General features: G+C 32.4%; 12 protein-coding genes. 11 read left to right on the top strand and 1 reads right to left on the bottom strand.

Annotated features, from left to right (window positions below; translation table 11 throughout):
• The first annotated feature begins 385 nt into the window (after positions 1-385).
• The 10 genes from JJQ60_RS18785 (at position 386) to JJQ60_RS18740 (ending at position 18,712) form a co-directional block, all read left to right on the top strand.
• On the top strand, positions 386-3,403 hold the full coding sequence (locus JJQ60_RS18785; RefSeq protein WP_201923833.1) for a tetratricopeptide repeat protein: 3,018 nt from the start codon (positions 386-388) through the stop codon (positions 3,401-3,403).
• Positions 3,404-3,431: 28 nt separating this feature from the next.
• On the top strand, positions 3,432-5,213 hold the full coding sequence (locus JJQ60_RS18780) for a TonB-dependent receptor (RefSeq protein ID WP_201923832.1): 1,782 nt from the start codon (positions 3,432-3,434) through the stop codon (positions 5,211-5,213).
• Between the two features lie 145 nt (positions 5,214-5,358).
• The gene (locus tag JJQ60_RS18775; RefSeq protein WP_201923830.1) at positions 5,359-6,795 is read left to right on the top strand and encodes a right-handed parallel beta-helix repeat-containing protein; all 1,437 of its coding nucleotides are present in this window, start codon (positions 5,359-5,361) and stop codon (positions 6,793-6,795) included.
• A 73-nt stretch (positions 6,796-6,868) separates the two neighbouring features.
• Positions 6,869-7,132, top strand: a complete 264-nt coding sequence (locus tag JJQ60_RS18770; RefSeq protein WP_201923829.1) for a hypothetical protein — start codon at positions 6,869-6,871, stop codon at positions 7,130-7,132.
• A gap of 44 nt (positions 7,133-7,176) precedes the next feature.
• On the top strand, positions 7,177-7,989 hold the full coding sequence (locus tag JJQ60_RS22200; RefSeq protein WP_201923828.1) for a M23 family metallopeptidase: 813 nt from the start codon (positions 7,177-7,179) through the stop codon (positions 7,987-7,989).
• Positions 7,990-8,068: 79 nt separating this feature from the next.
• Entirely contained in the window at positions 8,069-8,671 is a 603-nt protein-coding gene (locus tag JJQ60_RS18760) for a GNAT family N-acetyltransferase (protein WP_201923827.1), read from the top strand.
• A gap of 136 nt (positions 8,672-8,807) precedes the next feature.
• Positions 8,808-11,798 carry a carboxypeptidase-like regulatory domain-containing protein gene (locus tag JJQ60_RS18755; protein ID WP_201923826.1) on the top strand — a complete coding sequence of 997 codons (2,991 nt, stop codon included), beginning with the start codon at positions 8,808-8,810 and terminating at the stop codon, positions 11,796-11,798.
• A 129-nt stretch (positions 11,799-11,927) separates the two neighbouring features.
• Positions 11,928-14,924, top strand: a complete 2,997-nt coding sequence (locus JJQ60_RS18750; RefSeq protein ID WP_201923825.1) for a carboxypeptidase-like regulatory domain-containing protein — start codon at positions 11,928-11,930, stop codon at positions 14,922-14,924.
• A gap of 171 nt (positions 14,925-15,095) precedes the next feature.
• Positions 15,096-16,886: a DUF885 domain-containing protein gene (locus JJQ60_RS18745; protein ID WP_201923823.1), complete on the top strand. Its 1,791-nt coding sequence runs from the start codon at positions 15,096-15,098 to the stop codon at positions 16,884-16,886.
• Positions 16,887-17,065: 179 nt separating this feature from the next.
• Positions 17,066-18,712, top strand: a complete 1,647-nt coding sequence (locus JJQ60_RS18740; RefSeq protein WP_201923821.1) for a hypothetical protein — start codon at positions 17,066-17,068, stop codon at positions 18,710-18,712.
• Between the two features lie 29 nt (positions 18,713-18,741).
• On the opposite strand, the gene JJQ60_RS18735 is transcribed toward JJQ60_RS18740, so the two are convergent.
• Entirely contained in the window at positions 18,742-19,176 is a 435-nt protein-coding gene (locus tag JJQ60_RS18735; protein WP_201923820.1) for a VOC family protein, read from the bottom strand.
• A 187-nt stretch (positions 19,177-19,363) separates the two neighbouring features.
• Between JJQ60_RS18735 and JJQ60_RS18730 the strand changes: the two genes are divergently transcribed.
• A complete protein-coding gene (locus JJQ60_RS18730) occupies positions 19,364-20,998 on the top strand; it encodes an amidohydrolase (protein ID WP_201923819.1) in 1,635 nt (544 codons plus the stop codon).
• Positions 20,999-21,190: the final 192 nt, after the last annotated feature.

Below are 21,190 nucleotides of genomic sequence, written 5' to 3'. Positions count from 1 at the left end.
TCAATTAATAGTACTTGGTAAAAGTAAAAAGTTTTCTTTTAAAACAATTAGGTATTAAAAATAGTTTTTAACGACCGTACATGGATAACCATTTTTTATACTAAATATTTTAGTTTTAATAATAGATGTCGGTCCTACTTCCTTGAGATAATATGAAGACGTTAATAGTAAACTCCTTCAATCTTAGTATTCATAAAGAATTCATAATTCTAAAAAGGGATGTAATTATCTTCAAATTCTTTCGTTATTACTATGAAGATTAGGCTATCTTTAACTCAAAATTTATTCGCGGGAAACGATATTTACTCAAAAAAACTCAAGGCTTGCCTTGATTCAATTAAATTGTCATTCCGGTGCAGACCGGAATCTAAACCTATATATTTAGATGAACAAATACATCACCTCGATGCTTTTTGTGATTGGCTTGTCTGGACCTATATCTGCACAGCAATCTGCAATTTACACAAATGAATTAGTACAGTATAACCAAGCGTTAGAATTGTATAATAACAAACAGTTTCTAGCAGCTCAGAACCTTTTTGATAAGGTTCGGGATGCCGTCAATGACGAAAATATCGATGCTAATTGTAGTTATTATATTGCCAATTGTGCGGTTTGGCTTAATCAAAAAGATGCCGATCAACTTTTAGAGAGTTTTGTAGTACAATATCCTACCAGTATTAAGCGAAATGCAGCCTATTTAGACGCAGCTACTTATTATTTTGATAATGGGAAATATGCTTATGCTCGAAAATGGTATGATAAGGTTGATGCAGCAAATTTGAGTAGAAAGGAAAAAGAAAAGTATAACTTCAATTATGGATACGCATATTTTAAAATTCAAAGATTTAATGAAGCAAAAAAGTTTTTAAATCGTGTACAGGATTCTCCGGAATATGGTGCAAAAGCTAAGTACTATCTCGGTTTTATAGCGTATGAAGGTGATAACTATAAAGAGGCAGATAAACTTTTTGATGAGGTCAAAGACTTAGATGAGTACAATAAAAACCTGTCGTATTTTCAGAGTGATATGAATTTCAAATCGGGAAACTTTGAAGATGCTATAAAAGAAGGATTAACCCAATTACCAAAATCAAAACCTTCAGAAAAATCTGAATTAAATAAAATTATTGGAGAAAGCTATTTCAATTTAGGAAAATACGAAAAAGCGATTCCGTATCTTAAAGAATACAAAGGACGTAAAGGAAAATGGAATAATACAGATTATTATTACCTAGGGTATGCCTACTATAAAAAGGGAGATTATAGTAATGCAATTTCAGAATTTAATAAAATTGTAGACGGTCGTAATGCTACAGCACAAAATGCCTATTATCATTTGGCAGAATCGTACTTAAAAACAGATCAAAAACAACAAGCTTTGAATGCTTTTAAGAATGCTTCAGAAATGGATTTTGAAGCTAAGATCAAAGAAGACGCATTATACAATTATGCCAAGTTGAGTTATGAAATCGGAAACTCATATGAAAGTACTCCAAATATCTTATTGCGATATTTAGATCAATATCCAAATACAGAGTTTGAAGATGAAATCAAGGAGCTTTTAGTCAGTTCTTATATTACATCCAAAAATTATAAGGAAGCAATGGACCTTCTTGAAGGAAGTAGGAATTTTGCCGATAAAGAAGTATATCAAAAAGTGGCTTTTTATAGGGGTGTCGAATTATATACTCAAAATAATTATACCGAGGCGATACGTTACTTTGATAAATCGTTAAAAGAACAAGTAGATGCTAACTTTACGGCAAAGGCTATCTATTGGAAGGCTGAAAGCCACTATCTATTGCATGATTTTGATGAAGCCCTAATAGACTTTAAACAATTTCAAGGCAGTACCGGTGCATCGTCTACTATAGAATTTGAACATCTGGATTATAATTTAGGATACACCTATTTTAAACTAAAACAATATCAGCAAGCGGCTCAATATTTTGAAGCTTATAGTAAAAAAAGTGACACAGATGAATCCAGACAAGAAGATACTTTCCTTAGATTAGGGGATAGTCACTTTATTTCCAGTAAATATTGGCCAGCCATGGAAGCATATAACGAGGCGATCAAAAAAAACGGACCCGACGCTGATTATGCACATTATCAAAAGGCAATTAGTTATGGATTTGTGAATAAACATAGTCAAAAGATTAAAGATTTAGAGATGTTCTTACTACAATATCCTAGATCTACATATCGTGATGATGCTATGTTTGCACTTGGTGATGTTTACATTTCGGAAAACAAAATTGAACGAGGAATTGAAGCTTATGATCGCTTAATTAGAGAAATGCCCAGAAGTTCGTATGTGCCTAAAGGGTTGTTGAAACAAGGTTTGGTCTTCTATAATAGAGATCAAGGAAATAGGGCATTATCTAAGTTCAAGAAAGTGGTTGCTGATTATCCTGGTACAGATGAGGCTATACAAGCCGTAAATACGGCGAGACTGATTTATGTAGATTTAGGAAGAACCGACGAGTATGCTTCGTGGGTAAAGGGGTTAAGTTTTGTAGAGGTTAGTGATGCCGATTTGGATAATACTTCATTCGAAGCGGCTGAGAAACAATTTCTTGAGAATAATGAAAGTGCCGCAATTAATGGATTTGAGAAATACTTGAATGAGTTTCCTAATGGATTACATGCTCTAAAAAGCCATTTTCATTTAGCGCAGCTGTATTTCAAAAAAGGAGATAAAGACGCTAGTATACCACATTATGAATATGTGCTTCAAAACGACAGAACAGAATTTACAGAACAGGCATTGGCTAGATTGTCACAAGTGTATTTAGAAAATCGTAGTTATCAAAAAGCAATTCCTGTACTGGAACGATTAGAGAACGATGCTGATTTTCCGCAGAATATTGTTTTTGCGCAATCTAACTTGATGAAGTCTTATTACCAATTACTCAATTATCAAAAAACCATCGAGTATGCAGATAAAGTATTGGCTAATCCCAAAATTCAAAAGGATGTGCAACGTGATGCCAAGATATTTACAGCAAGAGCTGCTTTGCAAACCAATAATATGTCTAGAGCAAAACTGGCATATGCCGAAGTACAAAAAATTGCCACTGGAGAATTAGCAGCAGAGGCATTATACTATGACGCCTATTTCAAAAATGAAGAAGGCAACTATAAAACATCCAATCAAACCATACAAAAACTTGCCAAAGACTATCCTGGATACCGATTGTACGGTTCTAAAGGATTGGTGCTAATGGCCAAAAACTTCTACGGACTTAAAGATGCGTATCAAGCAACATATATTCTGGAGAGTGTTATTAAAAATTTCTCTGATTATCCCGATGTCGTAGACGAGGCAACAGTTGAGCTTCAAAAAATTAAAGCCGAAGAGGCAAAAACTAATTCATCCATCCAAACCGAACAGTAATTATCAGTTTTAAAACGATTTGTATTGTATGTTTACATTTTTGAAAAGAATCAATAGATCTCAAGGGTCTTTAAGACCTTTAGGGCATAGAAAATTACTTTTTACACTTAGTGTCTTGCTAAGTACAATAAGTTTTGCACAAGAAAAAGAAAACGAAGATTTAGAAACCGAACGAGTTGTTATTGTCAAGGCATATACACCAACGATAAGCGATGCCTTTAAGATTAAATCTAATCCGATTCTTAATGATTCGGTGACACAAAAGAAAAAACAAATACGATATAGTATTTTTTCGGTTCCGGTGGCATCTATCTATACGCCAGCAAAAGGAAGAGCGGCTAATATAGATAAACCAAAACCAATAGAAATATATGATAACTACGCAACCTTAGGATTTGGTAATTTTACATCGGCTCTGGCAGAGTTCTACAGTAATTTTCAAGTCAATCGTTCAGATAATCTTGGTCTATATTTACATCATAATTCTTCTCAGGGCGGGATTGATGAAGTACAATTAGATAATAAGTTTTATAATACATTTCTAGATCTTAATTATACCTCTCGTAATCGAGACTATACCTACGGTATAGAAGTAGGAGCAGAGCACCAGCTATACAATTGGTATGGATTGCCAGAAACGCCAGAACTTACATTAGAACAAATTGATGCTATTGATCCACAGCAAAATTATTTTGGAGTAAAATTAGGAGGTAAGCTTCAGTTTGATGATCTGTATTTTAAGAAAGCATCGCTTAAGTATCGTTTTTTCGGAGATGCACTTAAATCCATAGAGCACCATGTTGTTGCCAAACCAACGTTTGAGTTTGAGATGGGAAATTCTTTGATTACTACAAATTTTATTGTGGATTATCTTAATGGTAGTTTTGAACGTGGCTTTGATCCGGTAATAGATAATACCAATAAATACGGTATTCTTAACCTTGGAGTACATCCAAGTTTAGTAATACTTCGAGATAACTTAACCCTAAACCTTGGTGCAGCAGTGCATTATAGTATTGATACAGAAAATGAAGACAATGATTTCTATATATATCCAAAAGTTACAGCATCGTATAGATTATTAGAAGAGTCAGTAATCGCCTATGGAGGATTAGAAGGAGAGTTACGCCAAAATACGTATAGAGATGCTGTACAAATCAACCCTTTTGTATCACCAACCTTAACTATAGAACAAACCAGTACATTGTATAATGCCAATATAGGTTTAAAAGGGAAGATATCAGATGTGGTAAGCTATAATTTTAGAGGAAGTTATATCTCTGAAGATGAGAAACCTTTATTTGTCAATAATACAAGATCTATTTTTCAATTTGAAGGATATGATTACGGAAACTCTTTCTCATATCGTTATGACGATGTCACTACAGTAGTGGGTTACGGTGAATTAAATTTTGAAATCAGTAAAAAATTCAAATTAGGAGCTTCTGCAGAGTATTTTAACTATAGTACAGAAGACGAACAAGAAGCATGGAATTTACCCGAAGTAAAAGCTTCTTTGCTTTTAGATTATCAAATCAATAAACAATGGTACTTTGGAGCACAATTATTTTATGTTGGTGAGCGAAAAGATATAGATAATACTGTTACCCTTCCTTTGTTTACTCAGGCTACCACCACACTAGACTCTTATTTTGATGCTAATATAAACCTTGGATATCGTTTAAATGATCAACTTTCTTTCTTTGTAAAAGGAAATAATCTGGCAGGAGAAAACTATGAGCGTTGGATTAATTTTCCTGTACAAGGGATACAGATCCTAGGAGGGGCTACCTATAAGTTTGATTATTAGTGTTATTATATCATTTCGCATATTAGCAAAATTAAATTTCTTCATATGGGTAAGATTTATGTATGTCTAGGAACATATCTATAAAGGTATGTTATTAATCCAGTTGTCTTCTGGGTTTTCCAGGTTAACAATAAATAAATCTTACATGAAAAAAATATTGACAGCATCAATTGTTATAATCGTTACAATTTTACTTACCTCTTGCAATAATGAGGAAGAAATGATAAATGACGAGATTAATTTATTTGCAGAAAACTTTGATCCAAAAACGGATCAAATGTTCCATGTTGGAGATGAAATAAATTTATCAATTTACGTAAGTTCTAATGAACCAATTAATAATTTAAGTTTATTAGTAAGAGGAGAGAAGATCGAGATTTCTGATGCCTTGGGTAAGGCAGAATTTGGGTTTAACTTAAAAGATTTTCTGGAGCCAAGAGAAGAAGAAAAAGAAGAAACTATCTCTGTATTTGTATCGAGTATTAATTCTTCTTCTCAATTAGATATTAAGTTGAAATCTTTTGTTAATAAATTGATAGTAGTAGCTGACGAAACTTTAAGCGACCATACAAGTCAGATACAAGAGGTATTGGATCAGGCTGATGCTTTTGATGTAGTTTATTTTGAAGAAGGGGTATACTATGTAAGTCAATTAATTATTCCTAATAAAAATTATATCAAGCTTATCTCAGATGGTGCAGTAATTAAGGCAAATAGTGATTCTGATTTTATGATAGGTACCGCAAATTATATTTCAACGGTTAACTATGTAGGAACGCCTTTACGGTTTGATGGTTTTCGGTTAGAATCAAATGGGTTTAATGTTAAACGCGGTATAATACTTAGAAATTGGAATTCTGAAATAAATAATAATACAATCTCAGGATTTGAAACAGGAATTGAAATTTCTACAAAGACTTCTAGTGGAGTTAATTTAACTACTACTCTTGTTAACAATAAAATTCAGGAAAATAAGATTATATGTAAAACGGGCATTAAAGTTACTGATGTTGAAAGGAACAAGGCAACCGATTTTTTTATAACAAATAATCTAATTTATTCTCCAAGTAATGTAACAGGTTATAGAGGTATACATTTGGATGCATGTGCAGGTACATTAGTACAGGGCAATCACATATATTCTATGCATAATTGGGATTTGTATATAAGTGTTGCATCGGTAGGATTAAGGGTAATTGATAATTATTTTGAAGGTGAGAATTATAGGTCGATTAAGGTCTCTGATTTTATTGATAATGAAACTTTGTTATTTAGTGGAAATGTAATAAATAGTCGCGTTCAATTGTATGATGTTTCTACTGGATATAATTCAATATTAAAAAGTAGCAATAATGTTTATAGATCGCAAGGTCATCTTTTTTGTCAATGGTCAAGGATAACACTTATATCAGAAGGGGATTCTTTTCAGTCCAATTATCCATATAGAAGTCATAATAAAGGTACTCCAGCAAAGACATTTGCATTTAACTCTTATGTCATTAAATCAAATGGCAACGGGGTAAGCTTTTTTAATGGAGAGCAGACATATTATACGACCAATCAAGTAGAATATTTTGATTAGATATTTGGAATAAAAAAAGTGGATCTAATCAATAGAATCAGTTGTTTACCTAATATATAACGATCTCTCGTCATTGGCAGGAGTTAATTATATACTATACAACGATCTTTCGTCATTGGCAGGAGTTAATTATATACTATATAACGATCTCTCGTCACTGGCAGGAGCTAATTATATACTATACAACGATCTCTCGTCATTGGCAGGAGCTAATTATATAGTATACAACGATCTCTCGTCACTGGCAGGAGCTATTTACAAACTTCAAAACAGTACTTTGATCAAAAAGCACCCCAGTTTTATTGTTAAAAGAGAAGTCTGCTCTCTAGCGATATAAGAGAAGGTATGATTTTTGTTGTATTTTAGATAAAAATAAAATCTATGAAAAGTATCTCTTTAGCTATTTGTTGCTTCTTTTCAATTCTGGCCTATACTCAGGATAATTTTAAGTTGTATTATGAAGAAACCGATAATGGATTTAGGATCCTTGCCGATAATGATGAGTATAGTCCAGTTTCCGCAAAAATTAATTTTAGGCTAGAAAACCTGAATTCTACTAATGGTGATAATAAAGTTTTTTTAGTTCCGGCCAGAACTAAAAAATACGTTATAACAGATCTCAATGTAATAGATCGTAAAAAAAGAATCAAGCTAGGATACGAGTCAACCTATAATCATGGTGATCATAATCAAAAGAAATACGATGCTGATTTTAAATACTATTTACCTTATGGCAAAGGAAATACCTTTTGGTTATCTCAAGGATATGGTGGTACAACTTCTCATCAAAATGAAAATGCCCTTGATTTTAAAATGCCTACAGGGACAAAAATTTATGCTGCTCGTGATGGTATTGTTGTTGATGTAGAAGAAAGCTATAGCAAAAGTTGTACTACAGCAGAATGTGCCAAATTCAATAATTTTATTCTAATATACCATAGCGATGGTACCTTTGCAGAATATACCCATATCAAGAAAAATGGTGCTAGTGTAAAAATTGGTGATCAAATAAAAATAGGTCAGTTTATTGGATACAGTGGCGATGTTGGATGGGCTACTGGACCGCATCTTCATTTTATTGTCTTTTTTCAGCGATTAAAAGACAGAGAAACACTAAAAACAAAGTTCTTAACCGGAAATGGGAAAAAAGCAATTTCACTTACAGAGAAAGAACAATATACCAGAGCATATTAAAGCACACCTTTAGGTTTTCATATTTAAGTGAAATAGATTAATCTTTATAACTTTATAAAGATTAACAGCAAATAACTATATGCTTCAATTTGACTTCACAAAAAAACACATTCTGGAAAATGATGTGGTACAGCTACGACCTCTACTTATCGAAGATGTCCCTCATTTATTGGAGATTGCCAACGAGCCCGATATTTGGGAGTATTCTTTTGTGAAAGGGAATGGAGAAAAAAAATTAACCTCATACATTCAATCTGCTATTGATGGCAGAAAAACCAAAAAAGAATATCCTTTCATCGTTTATGATAAAGTAAAGAAACAATATGCCGGAAGTACAAGATATTGCGAAATAATGCCTGCCCTATCTGCAATTAGGCTGGGATATACCTGGTATGGATCTGCCTTTAGAGGAACAGGATTAAATAAAAACTGTAAATACCTGTTGTTTGAATTTGCTTTTGAAACCATGAAGGCTGAACGTATTGGAATGGCGGCTTACATAGAAAATACAATAAGTATTGCAGCGATGAAAAGTGTGGGATGTATTCAAGAAGGAGTGTTGCGAGGTATTTTTCCGGCACTTGACGGTAAAGGCCGTACAGATGCAGTACTACTTAGTATCTTAAAGAAAGAATGGATATCCAAAGAAAAAATGATGCTAAAAGCTAAATTGAAAAAATAGAAGATCCTTTTAAAAAGGAAACAATAGATATGAATTGATTTACCTTAAAAATTAACTATTCTTAACGTTAAACTTGTTGATTTACAGTGGATTGTTTGTTATTTTAGGAAACACGAATTGTTTAAATCTAATTGTTATGAGGAATAGAGGGCTTTTATTTTTATCAATCTTTTTAGCAACTACACTTTTTTCATACGGGCAGTATGAAGTACTCATAGATGCTTTTGTTCTTAATCAAGACACGAATCAACCAATTTCTTATGCCAATGTTGGTTTTGTAGATAAAGGAATTGGTACGATAACTAATAAGAACGGGAGATTTTATTTGCGTTATGACGAAGATAGAATTGAAGAAAATGATATCATACAATTCTCGGGTATTGGTTATCAATCTATGCGTTTTACGTATAAACAGCTTTTTCAAATACTGCATAGTTCGAATAAAATATTTCTTGCACCGGTAAATGATAGTGCAGATGCTAGTTCTGAATCTTTAGAGGAAATAAAACAAGATGCTTTAGGGTATATTACATATGATTCTGACGTACACGCCTATTGGAGAGATAAAAATGCTCTTGGAAGCCAAATAGGGGCCTTTATTAGATCACCCAGAAAAAATACAAAACTCACAAGTTTAAAATTTAATGTAGTTGAAAATACTGCAGATAGCGTATTGGTTAGGGTTAATATTTATAAAAATAATGAAGGCGTGCCAGGAGATAATATTGTGAACGATAATATCTACCATACCATTTCTCGAAAAAAAGGAGAAGAAACTGTTGACCTTTCTGCATATAATATTGTGGCTAATGAAGATTTTATTGCAAGTATCGAGTTGCTAAAAGTCTATGGTGAAAACTTAAATTTCACTATTTCCGGAAGTAAAGTTGGGCATTCATTTGTGAAAAATGCAAGTCAAGATAGTTGGCACTTCAAAAAAGATGCGGGTGTAGCATTTAAGATTGATACTCAAAACCCTTTATCATCATACACAACTAATGAGCGAGTAAAACCAAAGCATATTACTATGTATTGGGATACATCACTCTCTATGAAAGAAAAAAATATTGATCAAGAAATACAATTTCTAGAGCATTACTTTTCTGAAATTATAAGTGCAAGGGTGGACTTGATTACGTTTTCTAATCAATCTGCAGAAACCAAACCTTTTGTGATACAAAATGGAGAAGGCAAAGATTTAATCAATGAAATAAAAGCAATCAAATACAACGGGGCAACGAATTTTTCTACTCTTTTTAAAGGCCAAAATAACACAGATCAATATCTGGTATTTACCGATGGGAATTATAACTATGGAAAACCAGAATTTGCTTATCACGTACCCGTTTTTTATATGAGCAGCAAATTAGATTCTAATCATAGTGAGTTGCAACAATCGGCAAGTTTTACAAATGGATTATATGTAAATCTTTTAAAAACAGATCCAGCTCTTGCTTTGGATTACATTTTTAATAAGAAAGAAGACGCACTGATGTATGATTTTGCAATACCTTCAGAAGTAGTTCAAGGTGTTGTGTTGTCAGAAGATAATACACCCGTTCAAGGGTGTAGAGTACTGGTTAAAGGAACTTTATTGCATAGTGAAACTAATAAAGATGGAGTTTTTTATGTAAATGCCAAAGAAGGCGATATGTTGGCATTAACACATTTTGGTTTTGAAGACAAAGAGATTTTAGTAGATGTTCCAGAAGATATTAAAATCAGCCTTAAACCCAAATATAATGAGTTGGGTCAGGTAAGAGTAAGTACTTCAGAAAATGACGGCTCAAAAGAGGTAGTCAATTTTGGAGGAATGAAAAAAGAAAAACAAAGACTTGGATATGCTGCGTATACAGTGACCAAAGATAGATTTTTGCCATCAGCTATTTTCTTAACAGATATAATAAGGTCCAGGTTTCCATCGATTAACACAAGAGGTAATGGTAATGTAATTTGTAATACACGATCAACTTCATTTAGGAGATCCTGTGCGACACCTCTGTTTGTTGTAGATGGTGTACCCATTCGAGATATACCTATGTATTTGCTTCCCTCGATGATCGAAAGCATTACATATGTACCTGGTTTTTCTGGCACTATTCAATATGGGCCATCAGCCAGGAATGGCGTTTTTTATATCAATACTGTGTTGTTTGTTAATAATAAAGCAATGCAAAATATCGGACATGATAATTTTACTGAGACCGCCAAGAATTATTCGCATCCAAAATTGACCTATAATTTTGATAACAAAAGACCCAAATATTTGGATGCATTATTTAATAGTAATACGTATAGAGAGGCTTTAGATCAATATTTTGATTTAATACAATATCATGGAAAAAAGGCAGCTTTTTTTATACATAGTTTCGAATATTTTAAAAAGTGGAACGATAATTTTTCACGAGAAGTATTGTCCAATTTAATTGAGATTTCTAATAGTAAAGATTATGAAGCATTAAGAGCATTGGCCTTTAGATTAGAAGAGTTAGGGGATCAAAAAAGTGCTTTATTGGTCTATGAAAATATTTTTGAAATTCGGCCAAGTTATGCACAATCATACCTTGATTTAGCCAGAACATATAAAGAGAACAAGAGATACCAAGATGCATTTGAGATCTATAAAATTATGCTGCAAAACAAGGATAATAATGTTGATTTTACACCACTTTTATCGCAAGTAAAATCCCAAATACAACATTTATTAAATAATCATAGAGTACAAGTATCATATACTGATGTACCTACACAACTTCTTGTTGTCAAAAGCGCTCCTGTTCGTATAGTTTTTGATTGGAATGACCCAGAAGCAGAATTTGTGCTTCAGTTTGTTAATCCAAAAATGAATTATTATGAATGGTCTAATCAATCTCAAGAATATAAGGCATCTTTTAAAGAAGATGTAAGTCATAAAACGTTATCAAAAGAGTTTATTATAGAAAAATCATTTGAAGGACAATGGGTTGTAAATCTTAATGTAAATAGAAAAACAGCAAAGTCATCACCGTCATTTCTTAAATATACTATTTATACGAATTATGGGTTGCCTAATGAAACTAAGGAGATAAAGTTTATTAAGCTTTATGATCAAAAAGAAAAAGTTACTTTAGATAAATTTTCGATATAATCCTTTGATAAATATTAAATAAGTATTGAGTAAGTTTAGCTTAAAAAAACCTATGGTAACGTTAAAAGCTTTGATTTATAGTAGGTTGTTTTTTATTTTAGGAGATGCCAATTTCTTAATTTTCCAACTATGATGCATAAAAGAATCCTATTTTCATTATTTTTTTTCGCTACCACTTTAATATCATATAGCCAGTATGAAGTACTGGTAGATGCTTTTGTTATAAATCAAGATACAAATAAACCAATTCCCTATCTAAATATTGGTTTTGTGAATAAAGGTGTAGGAACTGTAAGCGATGAGAAGGGTAGGTTTTATTTGCGATATGATGAAGATAAGATAAAAGATAATGATGTATTACGATTATCAGGCAAGGGGTATGAATCTCAAAATATAACGTATAAAAAACTTTTGGCGTTACTTAATAAAAGTAACAGGATATTTTTAGAACCTACAGATATCAATATCGATACAAGCATGAAACCTTCTTTTGTTGAAGCTGAAAGTAAATTGGATTCCATTGGATATGTTAGTTATGATTCAAATGTAGTGTCATATTGGAAAGACAAGAATGCCCTTGGAAGTGAATTAGGAGCTTATATAAAATCTCAAAACAGAGATGCTAAACTTCTAAACCTAAGATTTAATATAGAAGAAAACACAGCAGATAGTCTTTTAGTGCGGGTTAATATTTATAAAATAGACAATGATCAACCTGGAGAAAATATTGTAAACAAAAATATTTTACACTCTATTTCTAGAAAGTCGGGTGAAGAGAGCATTGATTTATCTACATATGATATTATAGTTAATCAGGATTTTATTGCAAGTATCGAACTGGTTAAAGTATATGGTAAGAATCTCAAATTTGCAATTACTGGCAGTACTATAGGGCATTCATTTACTAAAAAGACAAGTCAAGATCCTTGGAGTTTTCAAAAAAGTACTGGTGTTGCATTTAAGATGAATACTTTAACCTCTTTATTACCTGTTGATTCAAATAAACATGAAAAACCACAACAAATTACAATATATTGGGATGCATCATTATCCATGAAGGATAAAAATATTGCAAAAGAAATACAATTACTTACACAGTATTTTTCGGAAATTATAGATGTAAATATAGAGCTTGTAACTTTTTCTAATAGTACAGTGAAGACTAAATCGTTTACTGTTAAAAATGGTAACAGTAAGGCTCTAATCGATCATCTTAAAACCATAAAATATAACGGAGCAACAAATTTTTCTAATCCCTTTCAAGAAAATGGAAATACAGATCAATATTTAGTATTTACCGACGGAAATTACAACTACGGAAAACCTAAATTTATCCACCACGCTCCAGTTTTTTATATCAGCAGTAAAGTAGATACAAATCATTCAGAATTATATCAAGCTGCAAATTTTACAGGGGGTAAATATGTAAATCTTTTAAGAACCGAACCGCAAGAAGCGTTAACACATATTTTTAATGGATGGGATGATCCAATATTATATAAAAACATTGAAGAGTCGTCACAATTAGTTAAAGGCGTGGTCTTGTCTGAAAATACTCCGGTAGAAGGGTGCAAAGTTTTTGTAAAAGGAACGCTTATAGCGACAGAAACTGATAGTAATGGTAGTTTCAGTATTAAAGCTAATGCAGATCAGGTGCTATCTTTTCAGCATTTTAGTATGAAAAGTAAAGAGATAATGCTTAACGATTCAAAAGATCTAAGGATAGAACTTAGCCCAAAGTACGAGAAACTTAGTGAAGTAACGCTAAAACAAAAGAAGAAAGATAAACCCGAAAAGAAAATCTACCTTGGTAATAGAAGTATGGAGAAAGACAAGATGGGGTTTACTGCCTATATGATAACCAAAGAAGAGTTTCCACCATCTGCTCTTCATTTTACAGATCTTCTTAAAGGAGAATTTCCAGGAGTTCAGGTATTAGGTTTCGGAGATTCGGCCAAAATTTTAGTTCGAGGAAGAAATACAATTTTAGGAGATAATGATGCACTATTTGTAATTGATGGTGCTATTCAGACGAGACCTCCTTTTTATTTATTACCTTCTATGATTGAAAGTATAACTTTGATTCCTGGACTTTCGGCAACTACATTTTATGGTGGGAGAGCAAGAAATGGGACTTTTGTTATCAAAACTAATTTGATACCTTCTTTAACATCTGATAATGAATCAAAAAACACGCTTTTAGTGAAAGGGAATGATTATAATGAATCCATTTTTTTATTAAATCCTAATCAAAACAGACCAGAATATCTTGATCCGTTATGGAATAGTACTAGCTATGCCAAGGCTCTAGAGATCTATTACGAACTTAGAGAAACCTATATTAATGATGTGACTTTTTATGTTTTTTGTTCTGAATATTTTAAACGATGGGACTCAAAATTTTCAATAGAAGTGATCTCTAATTTGACCGAAATAATTGAAGACAATTACTGGGCATTACGAACTTTAGCATTTTTATTAGAAGAAAGAGGTGATGTTCGACAAGCAGCGATTATTTATGAAAACTTGTTTGATCTAAGACCGCATTTTGCTCAATCTTATCTTGATTTAGCCAGAATCTATAAAGAGAATAAAGAATATGCAAAAGCATATGATATGTATAAAAAAACATTAGAAGAGTTTCAGTATATAGAAGGATTAACCGAAGTTAGAAAACAAGTAAAATCTGAGATACAGTATTTATTAAATCATCATCGTTTATATATCCCATACAATGATATTCCAGAAGAACTTTTAGTTGTAAAGGGAGTACCAGTTCGTATTGTTTTTGATTGGAATGATCCCCAGGCAGAATTTGAGTTTCAATTCGTTAACCCCGAAAAAAAATATCAAAAATGGATACGTCGATTTGATGATTCTGATGAATCTCTGAAACAGGAGGTAAAACATGGCATTACTTCTAAGGAGTTTATTGTTGATAATTCTGTACCTGGAGAGTGGATCATAAACATAAAATCATATGATGATGCCTCTAAATTGAATCCAACTTTCATGAAATATACCATTTATAGAAACTTTGGGTTGCCCAATGAGACTAAAGAAATGAAATTTATAAAACTCTATAATCAAAAAGAAAAAGTAACCTTAGATAGGTTTTCGATATAAAAAGATCAAAAATAAGTGCTGTTTTAGGATTAAAAAGGAAACAAGATATTTTGTTCTTCCTCTATAGATTTTTTAGCGAGAGGTTAGTAGTGTTGCTATATTGTTAAGAAACATTTCTTTTATAACTAATTTTCCTACCTTTCATTCTTTAAAACAAAAACACATCATATCATGATCAAAAAAATGATAACTATAGCTTGTCTGGCTATTGTATGTACTGCTTGCAAAAATGAGAAAACTATCAAAGAATCTTCTTCAGAAGTTGATGTAAGCGCTAGGTTTAATGAGATGCTTAATAACTATTATGAAGATGGTCTAAAGCTTAATCCGGTACAAGCAACTTTTGCAGGAGATAACCGGTTTAACGATCAGTTTCCCAACCCACTTTCAGAAGAAATTGTCAACAAGAAAAAAGCATACTATACAAAGTATAAAGAAGAATTAACCGCATTTAATGATACGACGCTTTCAGATAACCAAAAGATGACTAAAGCCATACTTAATTGGGAGTGTGATATTAACCTTGAAAAATTTAATTTCAAAACTGATTATTTCCCAATTGATCAAATGTGGTCGATTAATCTTGTAGCAGGACAATTAGCTAGTGGAGCAAGTGCTCAGCCTTTTAAAACGGTTGAAGACTATAACAATTGGTTAAAACGTCTTGAAGGATATCTAGAGTGGTTGGCTTCCTCAGAAGAGAAAATGAAAGAAGGTATTAAACAAGGATATGTATTACCAAAATCTTTAATCATCAAAGTGCTTCCTCAATTAGAGGCATTAACTGTTGAAGATTTAGATAAACATCTTTTCTACACTCCAGTAAAGAATTTTCCAGAAGGTTTTTCTGAAGAAGATAAAAAACAATTAACTGATGCATATAGCAAAATGGTTGGTAATAAAATTATACCAGCTTACAAAAGCTTACATCAGTTTATGAGTACAACATATTTGGATGCCGGTAGAAGTAGTTCTGGTATTGCTGATATTCCTAATGGATCAGATTTTTATAGCTATCAAATCAAGTTGTATACTACTACCAATATGACCGCCGATGAGATTCATAAATTAGGGTTATCTGAAGTTGCTCGTATCTCTGCCGAAATGGAGAAGATAAAAGAACAAGTAGGGTATAAAGGAGACTTAAAATCCTTCTTTGATTATGTGCGTAATAGGAAAGAATTGATGCCTTTTACTAAACCACAACAGGTAATCGATAACTTTAATGCGATTCATGATCGTATGAAACCACAAATAGAAAAACTATTTGATGTAAAACCAAAAACTCCTTTTGAGGTACGTCGCACAGAGGCTTTTAGAGAAAAATCTGCTAGTGCAGAGTATAATCCGGGATCATTAGATGGTACACGCCCAGGGATTTTTTATACACCAATTCCTGATGCAACCAAATATAATGTCTATAGTGATGAGTCTTTATTTTTGCATGAAGCAATTCCTGGGCATCATTATCAAATTTCGTTAACGCAAGAAAGTGAAGTACTACCAAAGTTTAGAAAAACATTATGGTATAGTGGTTATGGAGAAGGTTGGGCTTTATATAGTGAATCACTAGGGAAAGAATTAGGATTATATACTGATCCATATCAATACTTTGGGATGCTTGGTGCAGAAATGCATCGTGCAATTCGTTTAGTAGTGGATACAGGGTTACATTCTAAGGGATGGACAAGAGAACAGGCTATACAATATTCTTTAGATAATGAAGCAGAGTCTGAAGCTGGAATAACCTCAGAAATTGAACGTTATATGGCTAATCCTGGGCAGGCATTATCCTATAAAATTGGACAATTAAAAATACGAGAACTTCGAGCCAAAGCTGAAAAGGAGTTGGATGATAAATTTGATATTCGTCAGTTTCATAACCAAGTATTAGAAACTGGTTGTGTGCCTTTAGCATTGCTAGAAGATAAGATCAATACCTGGATTGCAACAGTAAAGTAATTTCTATTATACGAAAATTTTGACCTCACAGATTGGTTACTGAGCTTGCCGAAGTATAAGATTTGTGAGGTTTTTTTATAATGCAATACAAAAAATGAGAACTATATTCCATTTTTTTTTTTTGAGTATAACGGAGTCAAGGTTTTATTAATACAATAGATGAAGTATATTTATAAGCTATGAAAAACATTTATATTCTACTCTATATTGCTGTTATGACTAGCTTTTCTTGCGCCAAGACCTACAAAGAAAAACTACAGGAAAGTATTGATATCATTAATTCTGAAAGTAACTATAGATATTTAGCTTTAGAAGAAGATAATGGATTAGATCCATTACCCATTGTTGATGATTCGATTATTGGTTATATTACAGAGAATAAGAAGTTTGCGGTGTTAGAGCAGCTTACCATTAGTAATGCTCCAAAGATTACAGCAAAGGGATACGGAAAATTAAAAAAGCTAAAAAACTTAAGATTACTCAGCCTTAAAGAGCTGCCTATTGATAATACCATTGTGAACACACTTTTTAAAGATTTGGATTCAATCGGTTCAATTAGACTTAACAACATCCCTAATATAGATTCTATAATTATTAATACACAAAAAAATTGGTTAAGTGTAGACATTGAAGAATGCCCTAAATTAAGTCACATTCATCTTAAAAACTTGCAAAGACTTTTGAGTCTTACCTTTGATGGTGTTGTTAGCAAAAATCCGTTATCCATAGATATCGAAAACTCTGAAGCACCTGTTATTAGTTTTATACAAAGTAAAATGGTTGCCCCTTTGAAGATCAAAACTGATTCAAGTACCTATTCTCTTGGTTTTTATCGTTGCGATTTTACCGAGAATGCCTTAGATTATTTTTCCTCGTTTGATCAAATGCAAAACCTTCGAATAGATAATTCTTCGATGAAAAGTTTACATATTAATGGGTTATCCAAGTTAGAGAAAGTGCAAATTCATGCTAGTTACGATCAGAATGAAAAGGATTCGCCTTTGCAAGAAATATCTCTAAGTGACTTACCTTCACTTTCAGAATTTTCGATACAATCTAATACATTAAAAAGCCTGAATGTAAAAGGAGTAGATAGTCTTAAAAAAGCTTATATATCTAGTATAGATAAAGATTTTTTTATCGCAGGTATTGACGCCCTGGAGAGCATTGAAGGATTCGAATTACACGGAACAGTGTTTAATGATGAACTTCTTGAAAAGGTTACTGCGTTACCTAATCTTTCTTATCTGGGGTTTCACGCTGATACTATAACTAAGGCTCAATTTGCAAGTATAAGGAACTCACGTGGATTAAAAAGAATAAACATATCTCCTGTAAAAAATGATAAAGAACTAAGTGATCTTTTGCAAATAGATGGTATCGAATATCTTGATATTAATGATGCAGATATTAAAACGATTAGTATAAATGCACATCCAAGTTTAGAAGTTTTTACAGCTAAATCATGTAAAAATATTGAAAATGTTAAGGTTGCCAATTGCCAAAATCTAAGTGATCTTTATTTGGATTTATCTTATCCCAAGAATGTGATGATACAAAATATACCAAATCTTAAACTATTAAAGCTTGGATTATGCAAATTGGATAATCGCCAAGAGTTTATGAATGACCTTACAAAGATAAATTCATTAATGTATTTGAGTTTGGAAATTTGTAATACTGATAAGGTTATTGATCTTCGAGCGTTAGATAAGTTACTTTACATCCCCATTAATAATACGGCAAATGAGCTCATTTTAAATAAGGCATTAGAAGGGAAGATAAGTACCGAAAACTATAAGGGTACGATCCAGTATGCAGAATAATAATTAGATGTTTTTGAGTTTGACTGTGATTATTTTGCGTTCTCTTGATAAATAATAATTTGTAAACCATCGGGATCTCTTAAATAAAGATAATAAGAGCCCCATGGTCTTAGAACAGGACCTCTTGCAGTCCATAGTGCATTGATACGTGTTGCCCAATATTCTATATTATCGGTTCTTAGTTGAATGTCTATTTTATCATTGCTAATAGATTCGCTAAATGATTTTTGGTAGTAGTAATGTGTATCTTTGATTTCAGAAATTTCAAAAAAGGCTGTACTTCCCTCTGGACCAAATCTTAATATTACGCCTTTAGAACCATCTCCATCATTATATTCTTGAACAATTTCTAAATTTAGAATTTTGGTGTAAAAAGATTTTGATGCTTCAAAATCCTTGGTTCTAATAACAGTTTTTAAACTTAATAGACCAGTATTATTTGATTTCTCTTCGTTCTTTTTCATGATTGAGTGATTTTTGGATTTCTAAACTACATGATCTCTCAATAGCATCCTAGTAAAATAAGTAAGGCTTATTTTTTGGTCAAAAAAGATAACCATACTTTCTTTTATATTAAGAAAACCTTAACCCCTAGAAAACTCAGATATCTCTATTTTTAGGATTCGTAAACTCAAAACAAACTCAACAACGATGAAAAAAATATCTATAGTACTGATTACTATTTTACTTTTAGTTTCGTGTCAAGACCCTAAAATATCGGCAGATTTATTAGTGTCCAATGCAAATGTATATACGGTAGATGATGCTAATCCAAAAGCAGAAGCGTTTGTAGTAAAGGATGGTAGGTTTATTGACGTGGGAACCAGTACTGAATTATTAAAAAAGTATGATGTTACCACTACCGTTGATGCCTCAGGAAAAACAATAGTACCTGGTTTGATTGATGCACATTGTCATTTTTATGGATTAGGATTGCAACAACAAAAAGTAGATCTTACAGGAACAAAAAGTTATGATGAAGTATTGGATCGTATTGTAGCTTTTCAAAAAAAGAAAAATGTTTCTTTTATAACAGGTCGCGGTTGGGATCAAAATGATTGGGAAATTAAAGAGTTTCCAACCAAAGAAAAACTGGATAGTTTATTTCCCGAAACTCCGGTAGCGGTTACCAGAGTAGATGGTCATGCTGTATTGGTAAATCAAAAAGCATTAGATATGGCCAAAATAACTACAGATACTGAAGTAACAGGAGGTGAAATCCTTAAAAAAGATGGAAAACTTACCGGAGTCTTGGTGGATAATCCTATGGAGTTAATCGAGGCTATTGTGCCGGAGCCTACAAAATTAGAACAAGTACAAGCCTTAAAAGATGCTCAAACAATCAATTTTAGCTTTGGATTAACCACGGTAGATGATGCAGGATTAAGTCCCGAAGTGATTTCTTTAGTTGATAGTCTTCAAAAAATTAACGAGCTTAAGATTAGAATGTATGCTATGGTAAGCAATGTTCCTGATTATGTGGAGTATTATTTGAAAAAAGGAGTTCATAAAACGGATAAACTTAATGTTTCTTCATTCAAAGTATATGCTGATGGCGCATTAGGTTCAAGAGGAGCGGCATTAAAACAACCTTATTCTGACAAAGAAGGACACCATGGTGCTATGGTTATTGGTAAAGAAGAATTTACAACTTTGGCCAAGCGATTAGCCGGGTCTCCTTTTCAAATGAATACACATGCTATTGGAGATTCTGCAAATGCGGTGGTTATGAAAACCTATTATGAAGTTCTTAAAAATAAATCAGATCGCAGGTGGCGAGTAGAACATGCCCAAGTTGTTGCTCAAGAAGAGTTTGATATACTCAATGATAACTTAATCATGAGTGTACAACCTACACATGCAACTAGCGATATGTATTGGGCAGATGAACGATTAGGAGAGCAACGTATTAAAGGGGCATATGCGTATAAAAAACTTTTGGAAAAGACGGGTAGAATAGCATTAGGAACCGATTATCCGGTAGAACATGTAAGCCCTTTCTATACATTTTATGCAGCTGTGGCTCGAAAAGATCTTAAACAATACCCTGAAGATGGTTTTCAAAAAGAAGATGCACTTAGTCGCGAAGAAACTCTTAAAGGAATGACACTTTGGGCTGCTTATAGTAATTTTGAAGAAACAGAAAAAGGTAGTATAACAACAGGTAAGTTTGCGGATTTTGTAATTCTTGAGGATAATATTATGGAGATCGAAGAGGATAAAATTCCTAATATTAAAGTATACGCTACTTACTTAAATGGAGAAAAGGTGTATAGTATAGATTAACCTGAGTTCTGTATAAGAAAATTACTGTTCTCGATACACTTCTCCTAAAGTTGAAGCACTCCTTTAGATTTGCATTTAAATTTTTTATATTTTAAAGAACGGAAAAGGTACACTATCTATACACTCTAAGTTTTTAAACTTATACATTCGATTCAGACCTTTTCCGTTCAGTTATAAACTCAAATAGAAATT

The organism is Aquimarina mytili (genome assembly GCF_016735115.1).
Lineage (GTDB): Bacteria > Bacteroidota > Bacteroidia > Flavobacteriales > Flavobacteriaceae > Aquimarina > Aquimarina mytili.
The sequence above is the reverse complement of the archived record's forward strand: the minus strand, read 5'-3'. Positions and strand labels throughout refer to the sequence as shown.

Coding starts and splice junctions, on each gene's coding strand:
- JJQ60_RS18740 (WP_201923821.1), top strand. CDS start 17,066: ATGAAAAACATTTATATTCTACTCTATATTGCTGTTATGACTAGCTTT.
- JJQ60_RS18735 (WP_201923820.1), bottom strand. CDS start 19,176: ATGAAAAAGAACGAAGAGAAATCAAATAATACTGGTCTATTAAGTTTA.
- JJQ60_RS18730 (WP_201923819.1), top strand. CDS start 19,364: ATGAAAAAAATATCTATAGTACTGATTACTATTTTACTTTTAGTTTCG.
- JJQ60_RS18745 (WP_201923823.1), top strand. CDS start 15,096: ATGATCAAAAAAATGATAACTATAGCTTGTCTGGCTATTGTATGTACT.
- JJQ60_RS18750 (WP_201923825.1), top strand. CDS start 11,928: ATGATGCATAAAAGAATCCTATTTTCATTATTTTTTTTCGCTACCACT.
- JJQ60_RS22200 (WP_201923828.1), top strand. CDS start 7,177: ATGAAAAGTATCTCTTTAGCTATTTGTTGCTTCTTTTCAATTCTGGCC.
- JJQ60_RS18755 (WP_201923826.1), top strand. CDS start 8,808: ATGAGGAATAGAGGGCTTTTATTTTTATCAATCTTTTTAGCAACTACA.
- JJQ60_RS18785 (WP_201923833.1), top strand. CDS start 386: ATGAACAAATACATCACCTCGATGCTTTTTGTGATTGGCTTGTCTGGA.
- JJQ60_RS18775 (WP_201923830.1), top strand. CDS start 5,359: ATGAAAAAAATATTGACAGCATCAATTGTTATAATCGTTACAATTTTA.
- JJQ60_RS18780 (WP_201923832.1), top strand. CDS start 3,432: ATGTTTACATTTTTGAAAAGAATCAATAGATCTCAAGGGTCTTTAAGA.
- JJQ60_RS18760 (WP_201923827.1), top strand. CDS start 8,069: ATGCTTCAATTTGACTTCACAAAAAAACACATTCTGGAAAATGATGTG.